We start from the raw sequence: 19,422 nt of genomic DNA, 5'->3' as shown, positions 1-19,422 counted from the left end.
TTCGCCAATCTCACAATATGATATTCATCAAACTGAAAGTATATTCTCTCTATTTCACCTACGCTCTAATTTCAACAATAATTTGTAATAAATATATAAAAGTACACCAAGTTCATATTTTAATGCAGTTAATACAAACTTTTTCCTTAATGTATACCCTTTCATATCTACTTTTTTCAGAATAGCTTTTAATTTTTTATCTTTACACAAATTTTTTATATATAGTATTTTCTCTGAATATTCTTTAACATTTCCTCTTCGGACTTCATTTGCTATTGAAAGAATATACATACTAACATATCTATTCTGCAGCCTTTGTTCGACAATAGAATTTATGTCAATTTCACTCTGTAATAATTTTTTTAAAATTTTATATACCTCATGTTGTATATTTATCATCCCCCCCCTATAGGATGAAGTTACAGAATTCGAATTAATCATATAGTGATAATATAAATCTCTATTTATACTAACTTTTTTGCTTTTTAATAATACTTGGACACAAAATATGAGATCTTCCATTAAAGGAATTCCTAATTCAAATTTTAATTTGTTATAACTAATCAAATCTCTTTTTATTATTAGGCGACATACGCTTCCCATAATCGTAGATGTATTACTATTTAAATTAGAACTTCCTATCATATTAACGATAATGAGCTGGACTATTTCTTCTCCTACTAATAAGTTTTGTTTGATATTTAATAAATTTGGAGTAACTTTCCCCTTATTTTCAACTAAATAGTTTCCTATACACACTTCAGCGTCCGAAGATTTAACTTGTTCATATAAATTTGTGTACATCCCGCGTTCTATCCAATCATCTGGATCAATAAAGCCTATATATTCACCTTTTGCAATCTCAATTCCAGCATTTCTAGATGAAGATACTCCTTCATTAGGTTTATCAATAATCTCTATTCGAATATCATTTTTTTGATATTCTTTACAAATAGACAAACTATTATCCGTCGATCCATCATTCACTAATATTATTTGAATATCTTCTAATGTCTGATTTTGTATACTCTCTATACTTCGACGTAAGTATATTTCTGAATTATAAATTGGGACAATAACACTAACTTTAACCAACATATCCCCCCTAAATAGAACGAGGCCACTGAAAAACTATAAAATATGAAAGTTGAACTTAAGAATCCTGCATGCTGTTACCTATACATTCAAGTTGGCCGCAAGTAACAGACGCTGAGTTGCACTCATGTTTTCGGTACGTAAGAGCCCGCAAAATACGTGCGATCTCATTATTTCCGTTTATGCGGCATGCTTTTGCTACTGCGCTTTCGTCCTTGAAAAAATTTGCAAGGCGCGAATGTCCACAGTATTTCTTACTCGTTTGAACTTTTTATTCAATATATTAATATTATTTTAGCAATTATTTGCAAATGCTTTACATTTGTTAAAAAGATTTATTGTAACGGTAGATGTTTTTTGTGCGAAATAGCTACAGGAACATGTGACTGCGGGCTAAGAGAGACACAGTAGGAAGAGTAGGAGTAGGACCGACACTCACCCGCGGAAAGGGAAGGGTCAGGTGCAAAATTTTGTTAGGAGTTATATGAAAAATCCACTTTTTAGTGTGTGTATAAATTCATTTAAAATATAATTTACTTGTAATAAGTGATTGCATGAAATAATTCAAGTCCTTGATACATTATCATTCCTGTGAAAAAAACAATACATATAATAACAAAAAGAGTTCTTATCTTTTTTGAAATACTTTGTAGAATTAAGTGAATTAATGGTAATATTAAAAATGCCAATCCATATAACATACGATTAAAAATTAATACATTTTGCAAAGAACCAAGTGCTACAAATAAATATATTATGATAAAAGTAATATATTGTAGTTGGCCGATATTATAATTCAGGTGTTTTTTCTTTAAAATATATAAACAAGCTATAATAATTATCGAAACAAATATGACGTTTACAATAACAACACGATAATCAATAATGGTACTACTTTCTCCATATAGTTTTAATAAATATCCTGCAGTTTGCAATGCTCCAATTGAAGATGATTCCAATAACTCCGATATATTACTGGCAAAAATTCCCCATATTATTAACAAGGGGGCCAATTTATACATTTTCGGAGTCAAAACAAATATTCGTGCAACGGGCACTATAATTGTAGATGGGTGAATAAAGATTGGAAGTATATATAGTAAATACTTTATAATACCTTTTCTCTGTTTAAATAGATCCATATATACCGCCAGAGAAGCTATACTAAAAGCAAATACATTTCTAATACCTGATATTGACAACACTATGTTGACCAAAGCAAAAAATAAAAAAAAGTTTATTGAAAAAGCGATGGTATTTCTTTCACGCTCATATTTTTCTTTTAAATCACAAGAAATATAAGTAAATATCATATACTCAATAAATATAGTGATAAAAACTAGTAAATTATTGTAATCAAATAAAGATACAGCATAAAAAATAAAATTAATTATGAAAAGTTCTTTGTATCTCCCTTGTGTAAGGGCATAGTCTAAACCACCACTTCTCATTCTATCTAATTCATTATAATGATGAACTAGATCCCATAGAGGAGGGGGATTGATTTGTGCTGCTAGAAAAGCATATGCAATTCCAAAATAGAATAACATAAACATATACTGTTTTTTATTTACTTTTATATTAACTAAGAAGCCAATTTGATGTATTAAAACAATTATTAAAATATATAATGCAAATATAATATTCAATATCAGCATAATCTATTGTCCTTGCTACTTAAGTATAAATCCCCATACTTTTCCACACATTTCTGTATATCATATTGCTTCGACATATTAAAAGAAACTTCACTAAATTGCTGCCTTAACATTACATCCTCAACCAACTTCGACATTTCTTCTGTAAGCTGTTCTCTATTCCCAACGTCAACTAATAAACCATTTTGATTTTGCTTTACGATGTCAATAACCCCACCTGCTCTAGTTGTTACTATAGGCAAACCACAGGCCATAGCCTCAAGTACAGATAAGGGTACTCCTTCATAATTTGAAGTCATTATATATACATCTGCCTTGTTAAGTTCCTCTGCTACATTTCTTACAACACCTTTTAAAATAACTTTCTCTTCTAAACCTAGTTCTTTAATTTGTTTTTCAATATCTAATCTAAGTTCCCCGTCCCCTAAAATGGTTAACATTACATTACTATACTTTTCAGCAACATCTGAAAATGCATTAATCATAAGTTTATGATTTTTGACATGTTGCATTCTACCAGTAGTAATAAAGTTAAAATAATTTGTATTTTGCTTTTTCTCTATTCTTTTAAATATTTCTGTATTAACTCCGTTATAGATACAAGGTACTTTCTCATCAGGCAAGCCATATTCTTCACATATAGTTGTTTTTACAAAATCACCAATAGCTACAGGAGTAAATGAAAAAAATCGATAAGTAACTTTCATTATTTTTTTTAGAAATCCAGTTGACTCCATATTTGCAACACTATGAACGGTGTGAAACCTATTTTTAATACCGTAAAGAATAGTAGCAGGTAAAACATATGGAACAACATTTAGATGTGTGTGTATAATATGGGGGTTGAATTTCCTCACAACATTTGCAAATGTTATAATAACTTTCGGATCAAAACCCAGTTTTTTATCTAAAAAATGAACCTTAATATCATGCTTTTTTATGATACTTTCAAACTCTGTTCCCATTTTAGGAAATAAAGATATTAATAACACTTTGTATTTTTGCAAATCTAAATTTAGAACAATATCAATCGCAAGCTTTTCACCGCCTCCAATTCCAAGAGTCGGAACTACAATTAATACTCTTTTCCTCATTTATGACTCCTCATATATATCACAAATTTTTTTTATCACAACTTCCGTTGAATAGCAGCATTTAATTTTATTTTGATTCCATTTAGATATTTGACTTCTAATCGAGGGATCTTGAATCTCATTAACAGCACTAATTATTGCAGGTACATCTCCGACATCAATTAAAACTCCACCATTTTCTTCAATCATTTCAGGGATGGCACCAACTGGTGTACCGATAACCGGTAAACCGCAAGCCATAGCTTCTAAAACAACAAGGGGGAAACCTTCCATGTGAGATGGGAAAAGTAATACATCTGCATTTTTCATTTCTATTAATACGTTATCTTTAGAAACTTCCCCTATTAATTTCACATTTTCAGGTATATCTATATTTTTATAATACGAACTTATATTTCCAATTAAACGAAAGTTTATATTAGGGAAAAATTGAGATACCTCAAGAATTTCATTACACCCCTTCGATTGATTCACATGACCTACAAAAATTATTGTTTTTATTTCCTCAGATATATACTTTATGCTTGAGTAATTTATATCCTTATAGTCAATAAAATTTGAAACTATAAAACTTTCTCTTTTTAATATTTTGTTAACATACTGATTTGAATCGGAGTTTAAAACAATAATAGTATCAGTATGCTTGATAAGCTCTTTAAAAATCCAAGTTGAAAATTTATTATTCAACATACTTGGGATATTACAGTGACATTGTAATATCAACTTATAACCATTTTTTTTAATCTTCTTCGCACACAATAAATCTCTGATCATACCAGTTGTAGAACAAGAAGTGTTTAAATGAGCAACATCAAACTTATTTTTTTTCAAAGTTTTAATTAGGTTAATATAAATCGAAATATTCCTCATTATTTCTTCCGTAATCTTCCTATTATTGAAACTATAAATTCTATCTCCTCTAACAGCTGTATTAATAACTTTTACATCTTGTTTTTTTATGAGTTCACTTTTTAAATACATCTCAGTCCAGGTTGCTATACCGCCTGCCGGTGAAGGTAAGGGAGAAATTAATAATATGTCTAATCCATTTTTAAGATTAGTCATTTTGATTCTCTCCATAAACCACACGATTTACATAATCCGTATACGACAAAATAATTCTAAGCACTTTATCTGACACATTTGGCATACTATAATCTACAACTCTTTTTAAACCGTAATTTTCTTGTGTCTTTAAAATCTCTAATCCTTGTAAAATTCTCTCTTTCTTCAGCCCTACCATCATGACCGCAGCTTCTTCCATCGCTTCCGGTCTTTCATGTGCCTGTCTAATATTAAGCGCTCTAAATCCAAGAATGGAAGATTCCTCACTTATTGTTCCACTATCACTTAATACGGCCTTTGCTTCTATTTGAAGTTTTACATAGTCATTAAATCCCAAAGGCTTTATTATATTTACTAAAGGATTAAACTCTATCCCCTTCGCAAGAATCATCTGTAAAGTTCTAGGGTGTGTACTGACTATGACAGGTATCTGATATATCTCTGCAATAGCATTTAAGCTTTCTACTAAATCTAAAAAGTTTGTTTCTGAATTAATATTTTCCTCACGGTGTGCCGATACTATGAAAAAATCTGCTTCTTTAAGATTTAATCTTGCTACTACATCTGATCTTTCTATATCCGCTCTTCTTGAATTGAGTACTTCTAACATTGGACTCCCCGTCTTAATAATTCGATCTGCAGGTAGCCCTTCCCTTAATAAATATTCTCTTGCAATGTCACTATAAGTTAAGTTTATATCTGAAATATGATCAACAATTTTTCTATTTGTTTCTTCCGGTACTCTTTGATCGAAGCATCTATTACCCGCTTCCATATGAAATATAGGAATATGTCTTTTCCTTGCTGCAATTGCACATAAACAGCTGTTTGTATCTCCTAATACTAATAGTGCATCTGGTTGGACTTCCTCTAGTACCGGATCAATCTTGATAAGAATATTTCCTATTGTTTCAATAGCAGTTCCAGTTGCTGCATTTAAAAAATAATCTGGTGTCTTTAAATTGAACTCTCTAAAAAACACTTCATTTAACTCATAATCATAATTTTGTCCAGTATGGACTAATACATGTTCGATAACATTTGATTCTTCTAATTTATTTATGACAGCAGATAGTCTAATAATTTCTGGACGAGTACCAACAACAGTCATTACTTTTAGCTTCTTCACCTTATACCTCCAAATAGATTGTATCTGGTTTCTCAGGATCAAATATTTCATTCACCCACATGATTGTTACCATATCTGCGTTGCCTAAATTTTCAATGCTGTGTGTATAACCTACTGGAATATCAACCACTTCCAATTTATCGCCACTGACAAAGTACTCCACTACTTCATTCGAATTAAAATTTCTAAATCGAATCACACCTTGACCACTTACAACTAAAAATTTTTCATTTTTTGAATGATGCCAGTGGTTACCTTTTGTTATACCTGGTTTCGAAATATTTACAGATATTTGGCCTCTATCAGGCGTCTTAATAAATTCCGTAAATGACCCTCTTAAATCTACATTCATCTTAAGATCATAGCTAAATTGATTTTCACTTAGGAAACTTAAAAATGTACTGTATAATTTTTTGGTAAACGTGTGGGACATATTAGGAATAGAGCGTTCTTCTCTACTTTTTTTGAAGGAATAAATCAATTCTACAATTTCTCCTAGCGTCGTCTTATGGACAACAGGAATTTGGCAATAGCCTTGGATTGAGTTCTCATTCCCACTCAAGGCTTCAAGCAATTCTTCCACAACATCATCAATGTAAACTAGCTTCATTTCAAGGCTAGGATCACTTACTTTTATAGGTAAATCATGTGCAATATTATGACAAAATGTTGCTACAACACTGTTGTAATTCGGCCTACTCCATTTACCAAATACGTTGGGCAAACGATAGACTAAAACTTTCGCACCTGTTTTTTTACTGTATTCGAAAAGCAAATCCTCCCCAGCTTTTTTACTAATGCCATAAGGATTATTTTGTTCTGCTTGAGTAGATGATGCTAGCATAACAGGGCAAGTATTTTGGTACTTCTTTAATGTATCTAGAAGAATAGAGGTGAAGCCATAGTTCACATCCATGAAATCAGACTGATCTTTCGGCCGATTTACTCCTGCAAGATGGAAAATGAAATCCGCTTCCTTACAATATTCATCTAACAAGTCTTTGTTTGTTTCTCTACTATATTCTAAAACTTCGATATAATTTTGGCTTTTAAGCTTTGCTATGAGATTCTTACCGATAAACCCCTTTGAACCGGTCACTAGTATTTTCATCATAGGCCCAACCTTTCAATTCTTCTTGAATATAATCAAGCTTTAATAACTTTTCTTTTATTTGCTGAATATTTAGCATTTCTGTGTTGTGAGAATTGTACTCCTCTTGTATGGATAATTTTCGATCACCCTCTACGAAGTATTTTTCGTAATTTAAATCCCTTTTATCAGAAGGCACACGGTAAAACTCTCCTAAATCTTGAGCAACCACATTTTCCTCTCTAGTAAGCAAAGTTTCATATAGTTTTTCACCATGACGAGTACCAATAATATCTATGTTATTATCCGCATTGAACAACTCCCTGATGGCATGTGCTAAATCCCATACAGTTGATGCAGGCGATTTCTGCACCATAATATCTCCTGCCTCCGCATGTTCAAATGCAAATAATACTAATTCAACTGCTTCTTCAAGACTCATTAGAAATCTAGTCATCTTTGGATCTGTAATTGTTAGTGCTTGGCCATTTTTAATTTGGTCAATAAATAATGGAATAACAGAACCGCGTGAAGCCATCACATTTCCATAGCGAGTACCACATATTAATGTTCGTTTTGGATCAACTGTTTTTGCTTTTGCAATAATCACCTTTTCCATCATTGCTTTTGATATGCCCATTGCATTAATCGGATAAGCTGCTTTATCTGTCGACAAACAAATTACCTTTTTTACACCACTTTCAATTGCCACAGTCAGAACATTATCTGTTCCAATTACATTAGTTTTCACTGCTTCTAATGGAAAGAACTCACAAGATGGAACTTGTTTTAGCGCAGCAGCGTGGAAAATGTAATCTACACCGTGCATAGCATTTTTCAAACTCGATAAATCCCTTACATCGCCTATATAAAATTTCAATTTTTCATTTTTATAAACTTTCCGCATATCATCTTGTTTTTTCTCGTCTCTTGAAAAAATACGAATTTCTTTAATATCCGTGTTTAAAAATCTCTTCATGACTGCATTGCCAAATGAACCTGTACCACCAGTTATTAATAATATTTTGTCTTTAAACATATTATTGTTCCCCCAGTAATTTATGCATAAGATTCACATATTTCCGAGTACATTTTTCCATCGTGTATTTCTCAAAATATAACTTCCTACAATTCTCTCCCATATATTCACGCTTCTCCCTATCATCAAGGAGTTCTTTAATAAAAATTACTAGTTTGGAGCTATCCTTTGCTTGCATAGCGTATCCTGCATTATGATTTATTAAATCTCTAGCTATATCAGAATTCGCTCCTATAATAGCGATTACCGGTTTACCGGCCATCAAATAACTGTAGGTTTTACTTGGTACAGCTAGGCCAGTCAATCCATCCGCTAAACTTACAATGAAACAATCGCTGATACTAAGTGCCTTTTGAAAATCATGTCCATGTAAAAAATCAAAAACACGTGCGTGATTCAATTTCTCCGTTTCTATAATCCCTTTTAATTTATCCATTTTATTTCCATGTCCTGCAAAAAGAAATTGAACGTTCTTATCATCTTTTAATTGGCGGATTGCCTCCAATATCGGATCCAAATCTTGACATATTCCCATATTGCCAAAATAAGATACGACAAGATTTTCATCCGTTTTTATGGATTCTAAAAGTTTATTTTCATATGCTTTAGTGGCATTAGAGATTGCTTTATCCTCACACCAATTAGGGATTACTTCAATTTGGTGTTTTTTTAATGCCATTCTATGTTTTAGTAGATAGTCTTTCATTTCATTCGATAAAGCAACAACTGTATTAACATGTTTAAAAATACATTTATTAACTCTTTTCATCAATTTGCTAATTACACTATCTTCGGAAATAGTTTTTGTAAAGTAAGCTATTTCTGGGTATACATCGTAGCTTACAAACACTACTTTTGTGTAAAAAAACTTATTAGCCAAAGCTGCTATTAACGGTAATATTGGTGGATTTGAGTAAACGATTATTGCTTCATACTTTCTCAATTGTCTAAAACGTAAGGCTACAGAAAATGTAAAAGAAAAATAATTAATTAATCGTCCGATGAAATTACTACGTTTAAGTTGGATATACTTTAGTCTACTTATCTCAATATTTTCATAGGTTTCTTGCAACGGGACATTATTTGTTAAGTTGTACTCTTTCGGATACCCAGACAATGCGCTGACAGTAAAACCAGCCTTACTAAGAGCCACTGCAGTGTTAAAAGGGAGTGTAGCCGACGAAATATATTCCGGATAAAAATACTGGCACAAAAATAATATATTTTTCTTATTCTCCAAAAAATCACCCCACTTTTAGTTCGCATGACTCATTGATCCTATTTAATTTCTGTACCAGTTGAGCACTTTCCGGGGAGCTGCATCCCTTGCAAGCTCAATCCCGTGTCTCACTATAAAACATTGGTCATTTCATTTTATTCGATAACACATATAGTTTTAATTGAATATATATGCTCGTACAATTTCTATATTCCACCGAGAAATATGAGAAAAATCACAAATTAATACTCTAATAAAAAGAGGATAAATATCCAATCACAGTCACCTATAAATTAATGTGTAAATCTGTAAAAGAATACTATCGGATATCAATAGTGAAATTATTAACTTTTTAAAATACTTTCAGACAAGAATGTATTTTTTACAAAACCCTTAATTACAACTGAAGTTCATAATAAGTATCTTCTAAATAAAGTTAGGGACCAGAAAAAATATTTCTCTTACTTTTAAAAATGCCCTAAAAGTCATAAAATACTTTTAGGGCATCTTCACAATGAGAAGTTTTGTATATTTTAATATAAATCTAAAACTCACTATATTTTGGTGCTTTATGTTCTTGTAAAAGTTCCATCATTTTAAGCTTATATGTTTCTACACCTGGCTGATCAAATGGGTTGACACCTAGTAAATATGCACTCATTGCACATGCCTTCATAAAAAAATAAATTAGAAAGCCAATATGATAAGCATCTAGCTTTGGCAATTCCAGCTGTATAACTGGGACATTGCCTTCCGAATGAGCTCGTGCTGTGCCTTCTTTAGAAATGGCGTTTATTTCATTAAATGTTCGATTCGTTAAATAATTTAGTCCATCCTCATTGCGTGCATCATAGGGTACTGCCAAATCATCCCCAATTTCATGAAAGTGAAGTAATGTTTCAAACAAAATCGGGCTACCCTCCTGTATAAATTGGCCAATTGCATGCAAATCTGTTGGAAAATTTACTGGAGAGGGATAAAGACCTTTTCTGTCTTTACCTTCACTCTCACCAAACAGTTGCTTCCACCATTCATGAAACTTATTTAAGGCCGGTTCAAATGAAGCAAGCAATTCTATTTTGTATCCCTGTTCATATAATGCATGACGTAACACCGCATATCGGTACGCCTCATTATACTCAAGTCTTGATTCTTTTAACTCTAATGCCGCTACCTTCGCCCCAGACATTAAGTTATAAATATCAACCCCTGCAACTGCCATAGGCAAAAGACCCGCAGCAGTTAATACCGAAAAACGGCCTCCTATGTTTGAAGGTATAACAAATTGTCTATAACCCGAGGAATCAGCTATTTTCTTTAATAGTCCTCTTTCGGCGTCTGTCGTGACGATAATACGTTCAGCGGCTTTTTCTCCATAATGTAATTCCATATACTGACGTAAAACTCGAAAGGCCAGTGCTGGTTCCATAGTTCCGCCAGATTTTGACACAACATTCACGTATACACTCTTATTCTCAATGTTATCCAGTAATTGCTTAATATAAGCTCCACTCATATTTTGACCTACATATATTACTTCAATTCCATCATGATGTGCACCAAAATAAGGTGTTAAGGCATCTTGCACAGCACGGGCACCTAGAAAAGAACCACCCACTCCAATGACAATAAGTACATCTGCAAAACTACGAATTTCATGCGCTGTCTTTTCAATATGAACAAATAATGCATCGTAAGCTTCAAGGGGTGCATGAAGCCAACCAGTCGGAACATCCTCTGCCAGTTCTAAATATCGGTGGATTTCTTCTACATTTTTTGTATAAAATGACCAATCAATATTAGTTAAGTCATAATTTAGAATGTTCGTACGCAAAAATTGCTTACTCAAAGTATGACCTCATTTCGTATGATTGAATAAGTTGTTAATGCATAAAAGTCCTCTATTTCAGCATCAACGCCTTCTTTCTATGAACGATATGATCAATAATAATAATGGTTCTTAGGCGTTTTAACATTATTCAGTACAACACCCAAAATTTGAGCTTTTGAAGAAACAAGTGTAGCCTTTGCTTTTAAAACATCTACTTTTTTTACTAAATCCATATTCACAACCAATATAGTACCATCACATTTATTAGACAAAATTTGCGAATCTGATACTGATAATAACGGAGGTGCATCTATAATAATAATGTCATAATCCTTCCTTAAATCCTGCATAAGTATTTCCATCGTCTTCGATGATAGTAGGTCAACCGGATTTGGTGGAAGTGGTCCGCTTGGGATAATACTTAACTCTTCCACTGATGTTTTTTGAATAACATTCAAGTAAATCTTCTGCCTTGTTAACACATCTGATAATCCATCGGTATTTATAGTACTAAACGTATGGTGTAAAGTTGGTTTACGCATATCGGCATCTATGATAATAACTCTTTTACCTTCTTGAGCAAAAACAACACCGAGATTTGCAGCATTTGTGGACTTACCTTCCCCTGGTATAGATGAAGTAACGAGTAGTGATTTTATTTCTTGATCTGGCAAAGAAAATCGAATATTTGTACGTATCGTTCGGAATTGTTCAGATATGATTGATTTTGAATCTGTCACTAGTTTACGTGCCATTATAGAAGTTTTTATTTTTTTTCTTTTTTTCAAACCAAATATGGTTAGTTCCTCCTCACTCTACGTGATTTCATGGGTTTATTCGTTTCTTTTTCCAGAGCGATCGCCCCAACCAAACCAATAATTGATAAATTCAATATTCCTTCTATTTCATGCTCCGATTTAAACCTTGTATCCAAAAACTCTAGTAAAAAAGCTAAAATGATTCCCACCATTAAACCACCAACAGTTCCACCGATAATATTTAGTAGCTTATTTGGTTTTACCGGTTTAGGATTATCTATTAGTTTAGCTACTGATAGAATTTCTATATTATCAACATTCATTAATATAGGAATTTCCTTTTTAAAGACATCTGCCAACGTATTCGAAATTTTCACGGCCTGAGATGCTTGTTTGTCCATAACTACAATATTTACAACTTGTGAGTTATTTGCACTAGATACTGTAATTTGTCCCGCTAAACTTTCTAATGTTTTATCTAACTCAAGTTTTTCTATGACTTTCGATAATATTACAGGGCTTTTAATGATGACATTATACGTATTTATTAATCGTAAATCTGTTTCGTTATTTTGGGCCCATTGATATTGTTCGATATTAGAACTACTTTTTTGATTTACTAATATTTGCGTTTCCGCTGGATAGATTGGTGTTAATAAATAGTAGCTAGTTATTGCAGCTGCTGCACTTGCAATAACTGTACAGCATAGAACAAGGAACCAATGTTTTCGAATTGTTGTCAATAAGTCTTGTAAAGAAAATGCTGTCTCCAATTTCCTTCACCCCTTTTCCGAATACCTGTTGGTTATTTTCAAAAAAGTCGCTACTGTAACATTCCATTAAAAATGGCTAACATTGAATTACGTTATATAAAATCGTACCCAGAGATTTTTTCCTTCACTTTACTTTTGATTATATTAATGCGCTCCTCCATTTATTCATACCTGGCCACATTATCAAAAGACCTTTTCCTCATAATTTTGAGCCTATCATATTTCCATTAGTAGATTTATTTCAACCAACTTATGTTAAAAATGACTGTGACATATTTAGGGGTTTAATAAAAAAACGATCCTTCCGATTTATACGAAAGAACCACTTTCATGAAATAATATCTATAAAAATACCTCTATTTATTGATTAATTGCCTGTTGAAGCTGTAGTAGTTTGTCGGCTGCTACATCACGATTTTCCCCTACTTCCTCAAAGTAAAATTTGCATTTCTGTTCTATACCCTAAGTATAAATTGCTACCCAGGAACTGTCTGAAAATAGCACATTTTCTTTTGGTAACTTTAATACTTCAATAGAGCTGTCCGTTAGTTTCGTTTCCCCACTTCAATAATCTTCCACACTTACAACTTCAACACCGGTAAGCGTAAACAGTACATTTGCTCGGAAGTTCTCTAAAATTCCCTTCATCTGCTTTCGCCCAACTTACCCTTCAAACACATGTGACTCAAGTGCTTCCTTGTAATAACCAAACTGCTCGTATAAATCATCCAGCGCATACAACAATGTCTTGCCTTGCTTGGCATAATAACTAGCCATTTCTGCTGTGACAAGTGCCACTTGCACCGCATCCTTATCCCGTACAAATTTTTGGATTTAATAACCGTAGCCCTCCTCATATCTAAAGACAAATCAATGCTCTGTCGCAGATAAAAAGCGTGTGCCTCGGACTTCTGCTGGAATGATTGCTTTTTTGACTTTCTTCATCTTTCTCTGTACACCAACTACTTTTTTGTCATAAAGGCTACCTGTAATTGTTGTAGCTTTTGTTGTGCTTGTTCTCTCGTACTAGCTACTGTACCAAAGTAAAACTTACATTTTGGCTCTGTTCCGGAAGGGCGAATCGCTATCCATGATTGATCTTCTAATATGAACTTCAAGACATTTTCTTTAGGTAATTTAATTGAAGAAATCGAACCATCTTGATGAATAGCTTGTTGCGTTAAGTAATCTTCTATTAGCATTACCTTTTGACCTGCAATGTCAAAAATTCTATTTTCCCTAAGGTTTTGTAGTAAAGCTAGCATTTCCTTCTGACCTGAAATGCCTTCAAATGTTTGTGACTGTAATGCTTCTTGATAATAGCCATATTTATTAAATAAACTGTCTAGAACATCTAATAAAGTTTGTTGTTTTGTTGCGTAGTAAGCAGCCATCTCTGCTATTACCAATGCAACTTGGACTGCATCTTTATCACGTACAAAGCTTTGGACCAAATAGCCATAACTTTCTTCGTATCCGAATAGATAAGCTTTTTCCTTCGATTCGTCATACTCAGCAATCTTTTCTGCAATGTATTTAAAGCCTGTTAGTGTATTCACAGTTTCAACCCCATATTGCTTAGCAATTACTGCACCAAGTTCGGAAGTAACAATTGTTTTGAGCATAACTCCATTTTCAGGTAGCTCATTTTTTTCTTTTTTCGCCTCAAGCAAATACTGTAGGATGAGTGCGCCTAACTGGTTACCGGTTAATAATTGATAGCTATGCTCTGTTTTTACTGCCACACCTAATCGATCTGCGTCAGGATCAGTTGCTAAAAGTATTTGTGCACCTGTTTCTTTCCCTTTTTGTATGGCATACGTAAAGGCTGCTGCTTCCTCTGGGTTTGGATATGGTACCGTTGGAAAATCGCCATCTTGCACAGCTTGTTGTTCTACAATATGGACGTTTGTAAATCTAAAAGCTTGTAAACCTTGTTGTACCGGTACTAGCCCTGCACCATGTAGAGGTGAGTAAACAATTGGTATATTGAAGTCAATATTGGTACGTTGTTTTAAGCTGTGTAATTTATCTTGATAGGCTTGGTCAATCGTATGTAAAATCCATTCCACAGTTTGATGTTGCTCTAATGTGTACCATGGTGTTGTTGAAATGTCAAAAATATTTTGGATATCATCTAGTTTTTCAATGATTGTTTGAATAGCAGACGGCGTCAGTTGTGCCCCGTCCTCCCCATAAACTTTAAAACCATTATATTGTTTTGGATTGTGACTAGCGGTAATGACTACACCTGCAAAAGCGTTTAAATACCTTACTGCAAAAGATAATTCAGGTGTTGGTCGTGCTTCACTAAATACAAATACCTTTACCCCTAATGCCCCAAGCACTTGAGCTGTTTCAATAGCAAAATCCTTTGAGAAACGGCGTGTATCATAGGCAATGACAACACCACGCTGTTTGGCAGTTTCCCCGTGTTCGGTTATATACTGTGCTAGCCCGTATGCAGCTCGGCGAATTGTATAGATATTCATACGATTTGTACCTGCACCTAACACACCACGCATTCCTGCTGTACCGAATTGTAAGTATTGATAAAATCGATCTTCAATTTGTGATGCATCATTTACAATGGCTAGTAATTCTTCTTTTAAATAGGATGGAACTACTGCCTTTATCCATTGCCTGTATTGTTTATCTACTATACTCATTGAGACACCTTCTGTTCATTCAATAATTCAAGCATTTTTTTCTTATACGCCTCGACACCTGGTTGATCAAACGGATTTACATTTAATAGGTAAGCACTCATTGAGCACACTTTCATGTAGAAATATATATAATAGCTGCGATGGCAAGCACGCCTCTCTCATATATGGTTCGTGATTGAATACTGACCAAGACATTTAAAAGGCATCCTCTAAATTGTTTTCATCATCTAACATCGCAGTTAACTGTATTCTTATAGTTTCATCAAGATGGTAAAAATATAGATTGTTAATAAACACAAAAATAGGAAGAGGTACTCTATATTTACCCTACTATACGAATTGAGTGTGTTCAATTTATTTTCAGCTTCTTTTTATTTGGAATATAATATCATATGTTTTTCATCATTGTTTCCGAAGCACTATTTATGAAAAGATGCTCTCTCTCATATACAAAATCTAATGTATTCATTACTGATTTCAATAATGACATTAAAGCTTTCCGTATTTTTCACTTACAAATAATATTACTTCTTTTTTCTTAATACTAAAAAATCTTCCACCATTTCTTTACACAAATTTCATCTAATTCTAGCTGTGGTATTGGTCTATTTCGGACTATTCGCACATTGTTTTCTAATAATCGATCTATTGCAGAAAATTCTTTTTGCTTTTCAAGATAGTGTAAGCCAGCTTTAAATAGAAAGGGCCTTGTCTTTACATCATGTGCATCCGAACCGTACGTATGAACGTAATTTGCTTGCACTAAATTTAAAGCTAATTGCTGCACAGATTTGCCAAAGTGCCCCGATAAACTTCCTGCAGTAACTTGTGTAAGTGCCCCTTGCTGAATAAGTGGTACAAGTTTTAGTGGATTTTGTGCAATACCTAAATTTCGTTCTGGATGTGCAATGATGGGTGTGTAGCCTGCTGTCTTTAGAGCAATAATGATGTCCTTGGTATAGAGCGGAACTGTACTTGACGGTAATTCTAGTAAGACAAATTGGGAATTTGCTAAAGTATGCAATTTTTCATGGTGGAAAAGTGTATTTACCTGATCATTCAAACGAACTTCGTGACCAGTATGAAGTTTTATCTGTAAATCATTCTGCACCAATAATTTGCGTAAGTGAAGAATTCCTGTGTCTACTGACATGTAAGATACATGATGTCGAGGGTGCATCGCATGAGAAGTACTTATGATTTCAGTGATACCTTCGTTTTTTGCTTGTTCCAACATCTTTAACGATTCTTCCTCTGTTTTTGGCCCATCATCAACCCCATACAATATATGTGCATGCATATCTACCATAAGAATCACAACTTTCTTATTAACAATGTCCGGAGGCTTGAAACGGCAGTTACAAATGTCTTTTGTACCGAAAGCATAGCGACAGGTACAGGTGTTTGGACACCTTTTGAAAAGTAACATAAACCTGCATTCTTCTCACTACCTATAGTAGTGAGAGACTTCTATACCTACCGCTGTCGCACAAAAAAATCCGACGTTCGCTTTCCGCAGAAGTCGCCTCCTACCGCAACTAAAGAATGTACGTATTTTTTACATAACAATTTATGAAATTTACTCATTTGTAAAAAAATCTTTGAGTACCTGGATAATAAATCTTATTAATACTATCCCTCATAATATTCCTGTCTAAAAACCAAAATGATATAAAAGTTCTAACAATCCCATTCCGTTCCCACTAAGGATATTATCATTTAACCTCTTTTAAAAATAGGTCTTTGATCATTCAACTAAAAAAAGATACCCTACATAATTAAGTAGAGTATCTTCTATTATTATTATTATTTTGCGTATTCTACGGCACGTGTTTCACGAATAACCGTTACTTTAATATGGCCTGGATAATCAAGTTCTTCTTCAATTCGTTTACGGATATCTCTCGCTAAGCGATGTGAAGCTAAGTCATCAATTTTTTCAGGTTGTACAATTATACGAATTTCACGACCAGCTTGAATCGCAAAGGATTTTTCTACACCATCATAGCTTTCAGAAATTTCCTCTAACTTTTCAAGTCTACGGATATAGTTTTCAAGCGTCTCACTTCGAGCACCTGGACGAGCCGCTGACAATGCATCAGCTGCAGCCACTAATACCGCGATGACAGATGTTGCTTCTGTATCACCATGGTGCGAAGCTATACTGTTTATTACGACTGGATGTTCTTTGTATTTCGTTGCTAATTCTACACCAATTTCAACATGGCTACCTTCAACTTCATGATCAATTGCTTTACCAATATCATGTAATAAACCTGCACGGCGAGCTAATGCTACATCTTCACCAAGTTCAGCAGCAAGTAAGCCTGCTAAATGCGCAACCTCAATGGAATGCTTTAGAACGTTTTGTCCATAGCTTGTACGATATTTCATACGGCCTAAAATTTTCATTAAATCTGGATGTAAGTTATGAATGCCAATTTCAAATGTTGTTTGCTCACCTGTTTCGCGGATTTGTTCATCCACTTCACGACGAGCTTTTTCCACCATTTCCTCAATTCGAGCAGGGTGAATGCGGCCATCCTGTACAAGTTTTTCAAGTGCAAGTCGAGCCGTTTCACGACGAATTGGATCAAAGCCTGATAAAATAACCGCCTCTGGAGTATCATCAATAATTAAATCTATACCTGTTAGCGTTTCCAAAGTACGGATGTTACGACCTTCACGACCAATAATACGACCTTTCATTTCATCATTTGGCAAGTTCACGACAGATACTGTTGTCTCAGCAACATGGTCTGCTGCAAAACGCTGCAATGCCAGTGATAAAATTTCACGTGCTTTTTTATCTGAATCTTCCTTCGCACGTGTTTCAGCTTCCTTCGTCATCACAGCAATATCAGTTGTTAGCTCTTTTTCTACTTCTCCTAAGATAATAGCTTTTGCTTCATCTCTAGTTAAAGCAGAAATTCGCTCTAGCTCTGATTTTTGCGAGGCAACGAGCTCGTCCACTTTGCTTTCCATCTGTTCAATATGCTGTTGTCTTTCGCCTAAAGCTTGTTCTTTACGCTCTAAGCTTGCTTCTCTCTTATTTAGAGCATCATCTTTGCGATCAAGATTCTCTTCTCTTTGCAATAAACGGTTCTCTTGTTTCTGAAGTTCTGAACGACGTTCACGAATGTCATTTTCTGCTTCAGTACGAAATTTGTGAGTTTCATCTTTGGCTTCAAGTAGTGCTTCTTTCTTCAATGCCTCCGCTTCTCGTTTTCCTTCTTCAACGATTGTTTCAGCGACATGTTTAGCACCAGTGATTTTTGAGTCATTCACTTTTTTCATGTAGATAAAGCTAACAGCGGCACCAACGATGAGTCCAAGCAAAGCGGAGATGATAGTAATTCCATCCATATGAACACCTCCTCTTGCTATTTGGGTATTACAGTTTCAGTCGGCGCATACATCAATCTCGCCTTTGGCATAGTAATTGCGTCCCGGATTTTGAAATTATGCTCTGGTCTGCACGAGGAGCCGTCCCGATGTCGGGCACTCGGTAAAGTCACAAGAAATGGTGTTTTTACCGCTGCAGATACGTTAGCTGTTTTCGCATGATGCAAAGAACTAAGGCTAACATCTTATTATTCATTTCTTTCAAAATCCTTGGCATCTGCCAGAGTCTTCATCTTCATTTACTAGGGCTTTATGGCCTTTATTAATGAATTCAGAATGTACTGCCTATTTAAAGTCATAATTCAGAAATTATACATTTTTAATTGTATAGCTAGCCTCAAGCTCTGTCAAGGATAGTCGGGCATCTGTTCGCCCTCCTAAGAAAAAAAGTCAGTCATAACCATTAAGAGAATTAATTACCTATTACTTTTTGCACTAACGCTTATTTTACCATTTAACATCAATGCATAGAAGCAGTACTTAGGAATTACTTTTACAAAGCTTCCCCATTTCTCTTTATGGCCCACAACTTTTAGTGATGAGCTGAATGAATGGATATGCTAATAAATATTATAAAACCACATTCCCCAGTATGTG

At 33.9% G+C, this 19,422-nt stretch carries 15 protein-coding genes; all 15 read right to left on the bottom strand.

What is annotated here, in order from left to right:
• Positions 1 to 54 precede the first annotated feature (54 nt).
• A complete protein-coding gene (locus ACZ11_RS21290) occupies positions 55 to 1,095 on the bottom strand; it encodes a glycosyltransferase (RefSeq protein ID WP_049668526.1) in 1,041 nt (346 codons plus the stop codon).
• Positions 1,096 to 1,628: 533 nt separating this feature from the next.
• Complete coding sequence (locus ACZ11_RS21285; RefSeq protein ID WP_049668525.1) at positions 1,629 to 2,753, bottom strand: EpsG family protein; 1,125 nt, start codon at positions 2,751 to 2,753, stop codon at positions 1,629 to 1,631.
• Complete coding sequence (locus ACZ11_RS21280) at positions 2,747 to 3,847, bottom strand: glycosyltransferase (RefSeq protein WP_049668524.1); 1,101 nt, start codon at positions 3,845 to 3,847, stop codon at positions 2,747 to 2,749. Before ACZ11_RS21280 ends, ACZ11_RS21285 begins: the two co-directional genes overlap by 7 nt.
• A complete protein-coding gene (locus ACZ11_RS21275) occupies positions 3,848 to 4,912 on the bottom strand; it encodes a glycosyltransferase family 4 protein (RefSeq protein WP_049668523.1) in 1,065 nt (354 codons plus the stop codon).
• On the bottom strand, positions 4,905 to 6,041 hold the full coding sequence (gene wecB, locus ACZ11_RS21270; RefSeq protein ID WP_049668522.1) for a non-hydrolyzing UDP-N-acetylglucosamine 2-epimerase: 1,137 nt from the start codon (positions 6,039 to 6,041) through the stop codon (positions 4,905 to 4,907). The genes ACZ11_RS21275 and wecB overlap by 8 nt, the downstream gene beginning before the upstream one ends.
• 1 nt (position 6,042) lies before the next feature.
• On the bottom strand, positions 6,043 to 7,152 hold the full coding sequence (locus tag ACZ11_RS21265) for a capsular polysaccharide biosynthesis protein CapF (protein WP_049668521.1): 1,110 nt from the start codon (positions 7,150 to 7,152) through the stop codon (positions 6,043 to 6,045).
• Entirely contained in the window at positions 7,112 to 8,170 is a 1,059-nt protein-coding gene (locus tag ACZ11_RS21260; RefSeq protein WP_049668520.1) for a polysaccharide biosynthesis protein, read from the bottom strand. Before ACZ11_RS21260 ends, ACZ11_RS21265 begins: the two co-directional genes overlap by 41 nt.
• Position 8,171: 1 nt before the next feature.
• On the bottom strand, positions 8,172 to 9,410 hold the full coding sequence (locus ACZ11_RS21255; RefSeq protein WP_049668519.1) for a glycosyltransferase family 4 protein: 1,239 nt from the start codon (positions 9,408 to 9,410) through the stop codon (positions 8,172 to 8,174).
• 523 nt (positions 9,411 to 9,933) lie between these two features.
• Positions 9,934 to 11,238 (bottom strand): glucose-6-phosphate isomerase, encoded by a 1,305-nt coding sequence (locus tag ACZ11_RS21250; protein WP_053093239.1) that lies wholly within the window; start codon positions 11,236 to 11,238, stop codon positions 9,934 to 9,936.
• Between the two features lie 92 nt (positions 11,239 to 11,330).
• Positions 11,331 to 11,975, bottom strand: coding sequence for a CpsD/CapB family tyrosine-protein kinase (locus ACZ11_RS21245; RefSeq protein ID WP_049668754.1), 645 nt, complete (start codon positions 11,973 to 11,975; stop codon positions 11,331 to 11,333).
• A gap of 44 nt (positions 11,976 to 12,019) precedes the next feature.
• Positions 12,020 to 12,751, bottom strand: a complete 732-nt coding sequence (locus ACZ11_RS21240; RefSeq protein ID WP_049668518.1) for a YveK family protein — start codon at positions 12,749 to 12,751, stop codon at positions 12,020 to 12,022.
• 663 nt (positions 12,752 to 13,414) lie between these two features.
• Positions 13,415 to 13,549, bottom strand: a complete 135-nt coding sequence (locus ACZ11_RS27305; RefSeq protein ID WP_269079336.1) for a hypothetical protein — start codon at positions 13,547 to 13,549, stop codon at positions 13,415 to 13,417.
• A 164-nt stretch (positions 13,550 to 13,713) separates the two neighbouring features.
• Positions 13,714 to 15,420, bottom strand: coding sequence for a phospho-sugar mutase (locus ACZ11_RS21235; RefSeq protein WP_049668517.1), 1,707 nt, complete (start codon positions 15,418 to 15,420; stop codon positions 13,714 to 13,716).
• 544 nt (positions 15,421 to 15,964) lie between these two features.
• Positions 15,965 to 16,729: a tyrosine-protein phosphatase gene (locus ACZ11_RS21230; protein WP_049668516.1), complete on the bottom strand. Its 765-nt coding sequence runs from the start codon at positions 16,727 to 16,729 to the stop codon at positions 15,965 to 15,967.
• A 497-nt stretch (positions 16,730 to 17,226) separates the two neighbouring features.
• The gene (rny, locus tag ACZ11_RS21225) at positions 17,227 to 18,786 is read right to left on the bottom strand and encodes a ribonuclease Y (protein ID WP_049668515.1); all 1,560 of its coding nucleotides are present in this window, start codon (positions 18,784 to 18,786) and stop codon (positions 17,227 to 17,229) included.
• Positions 18,787 to 19,422 lie beyond the last annotated feature (636 nt).

It is taken from the genome of Lysinibacillus xylanilyticus, assembly GCF_001183605.1.
Taxonomy (GTDB): domain Bacteria; phylum Bacillota; class Bacilli; order Bacillales_A; family Planococcaceae; genus Lysinibacillus; species Lysinibacillus xylanilyticus.
The sequence above is the reverse complement of the archived record's forward strand: the minus strand, read 5'-3'. Positions and strand labels throughout refer to the sequence as shown.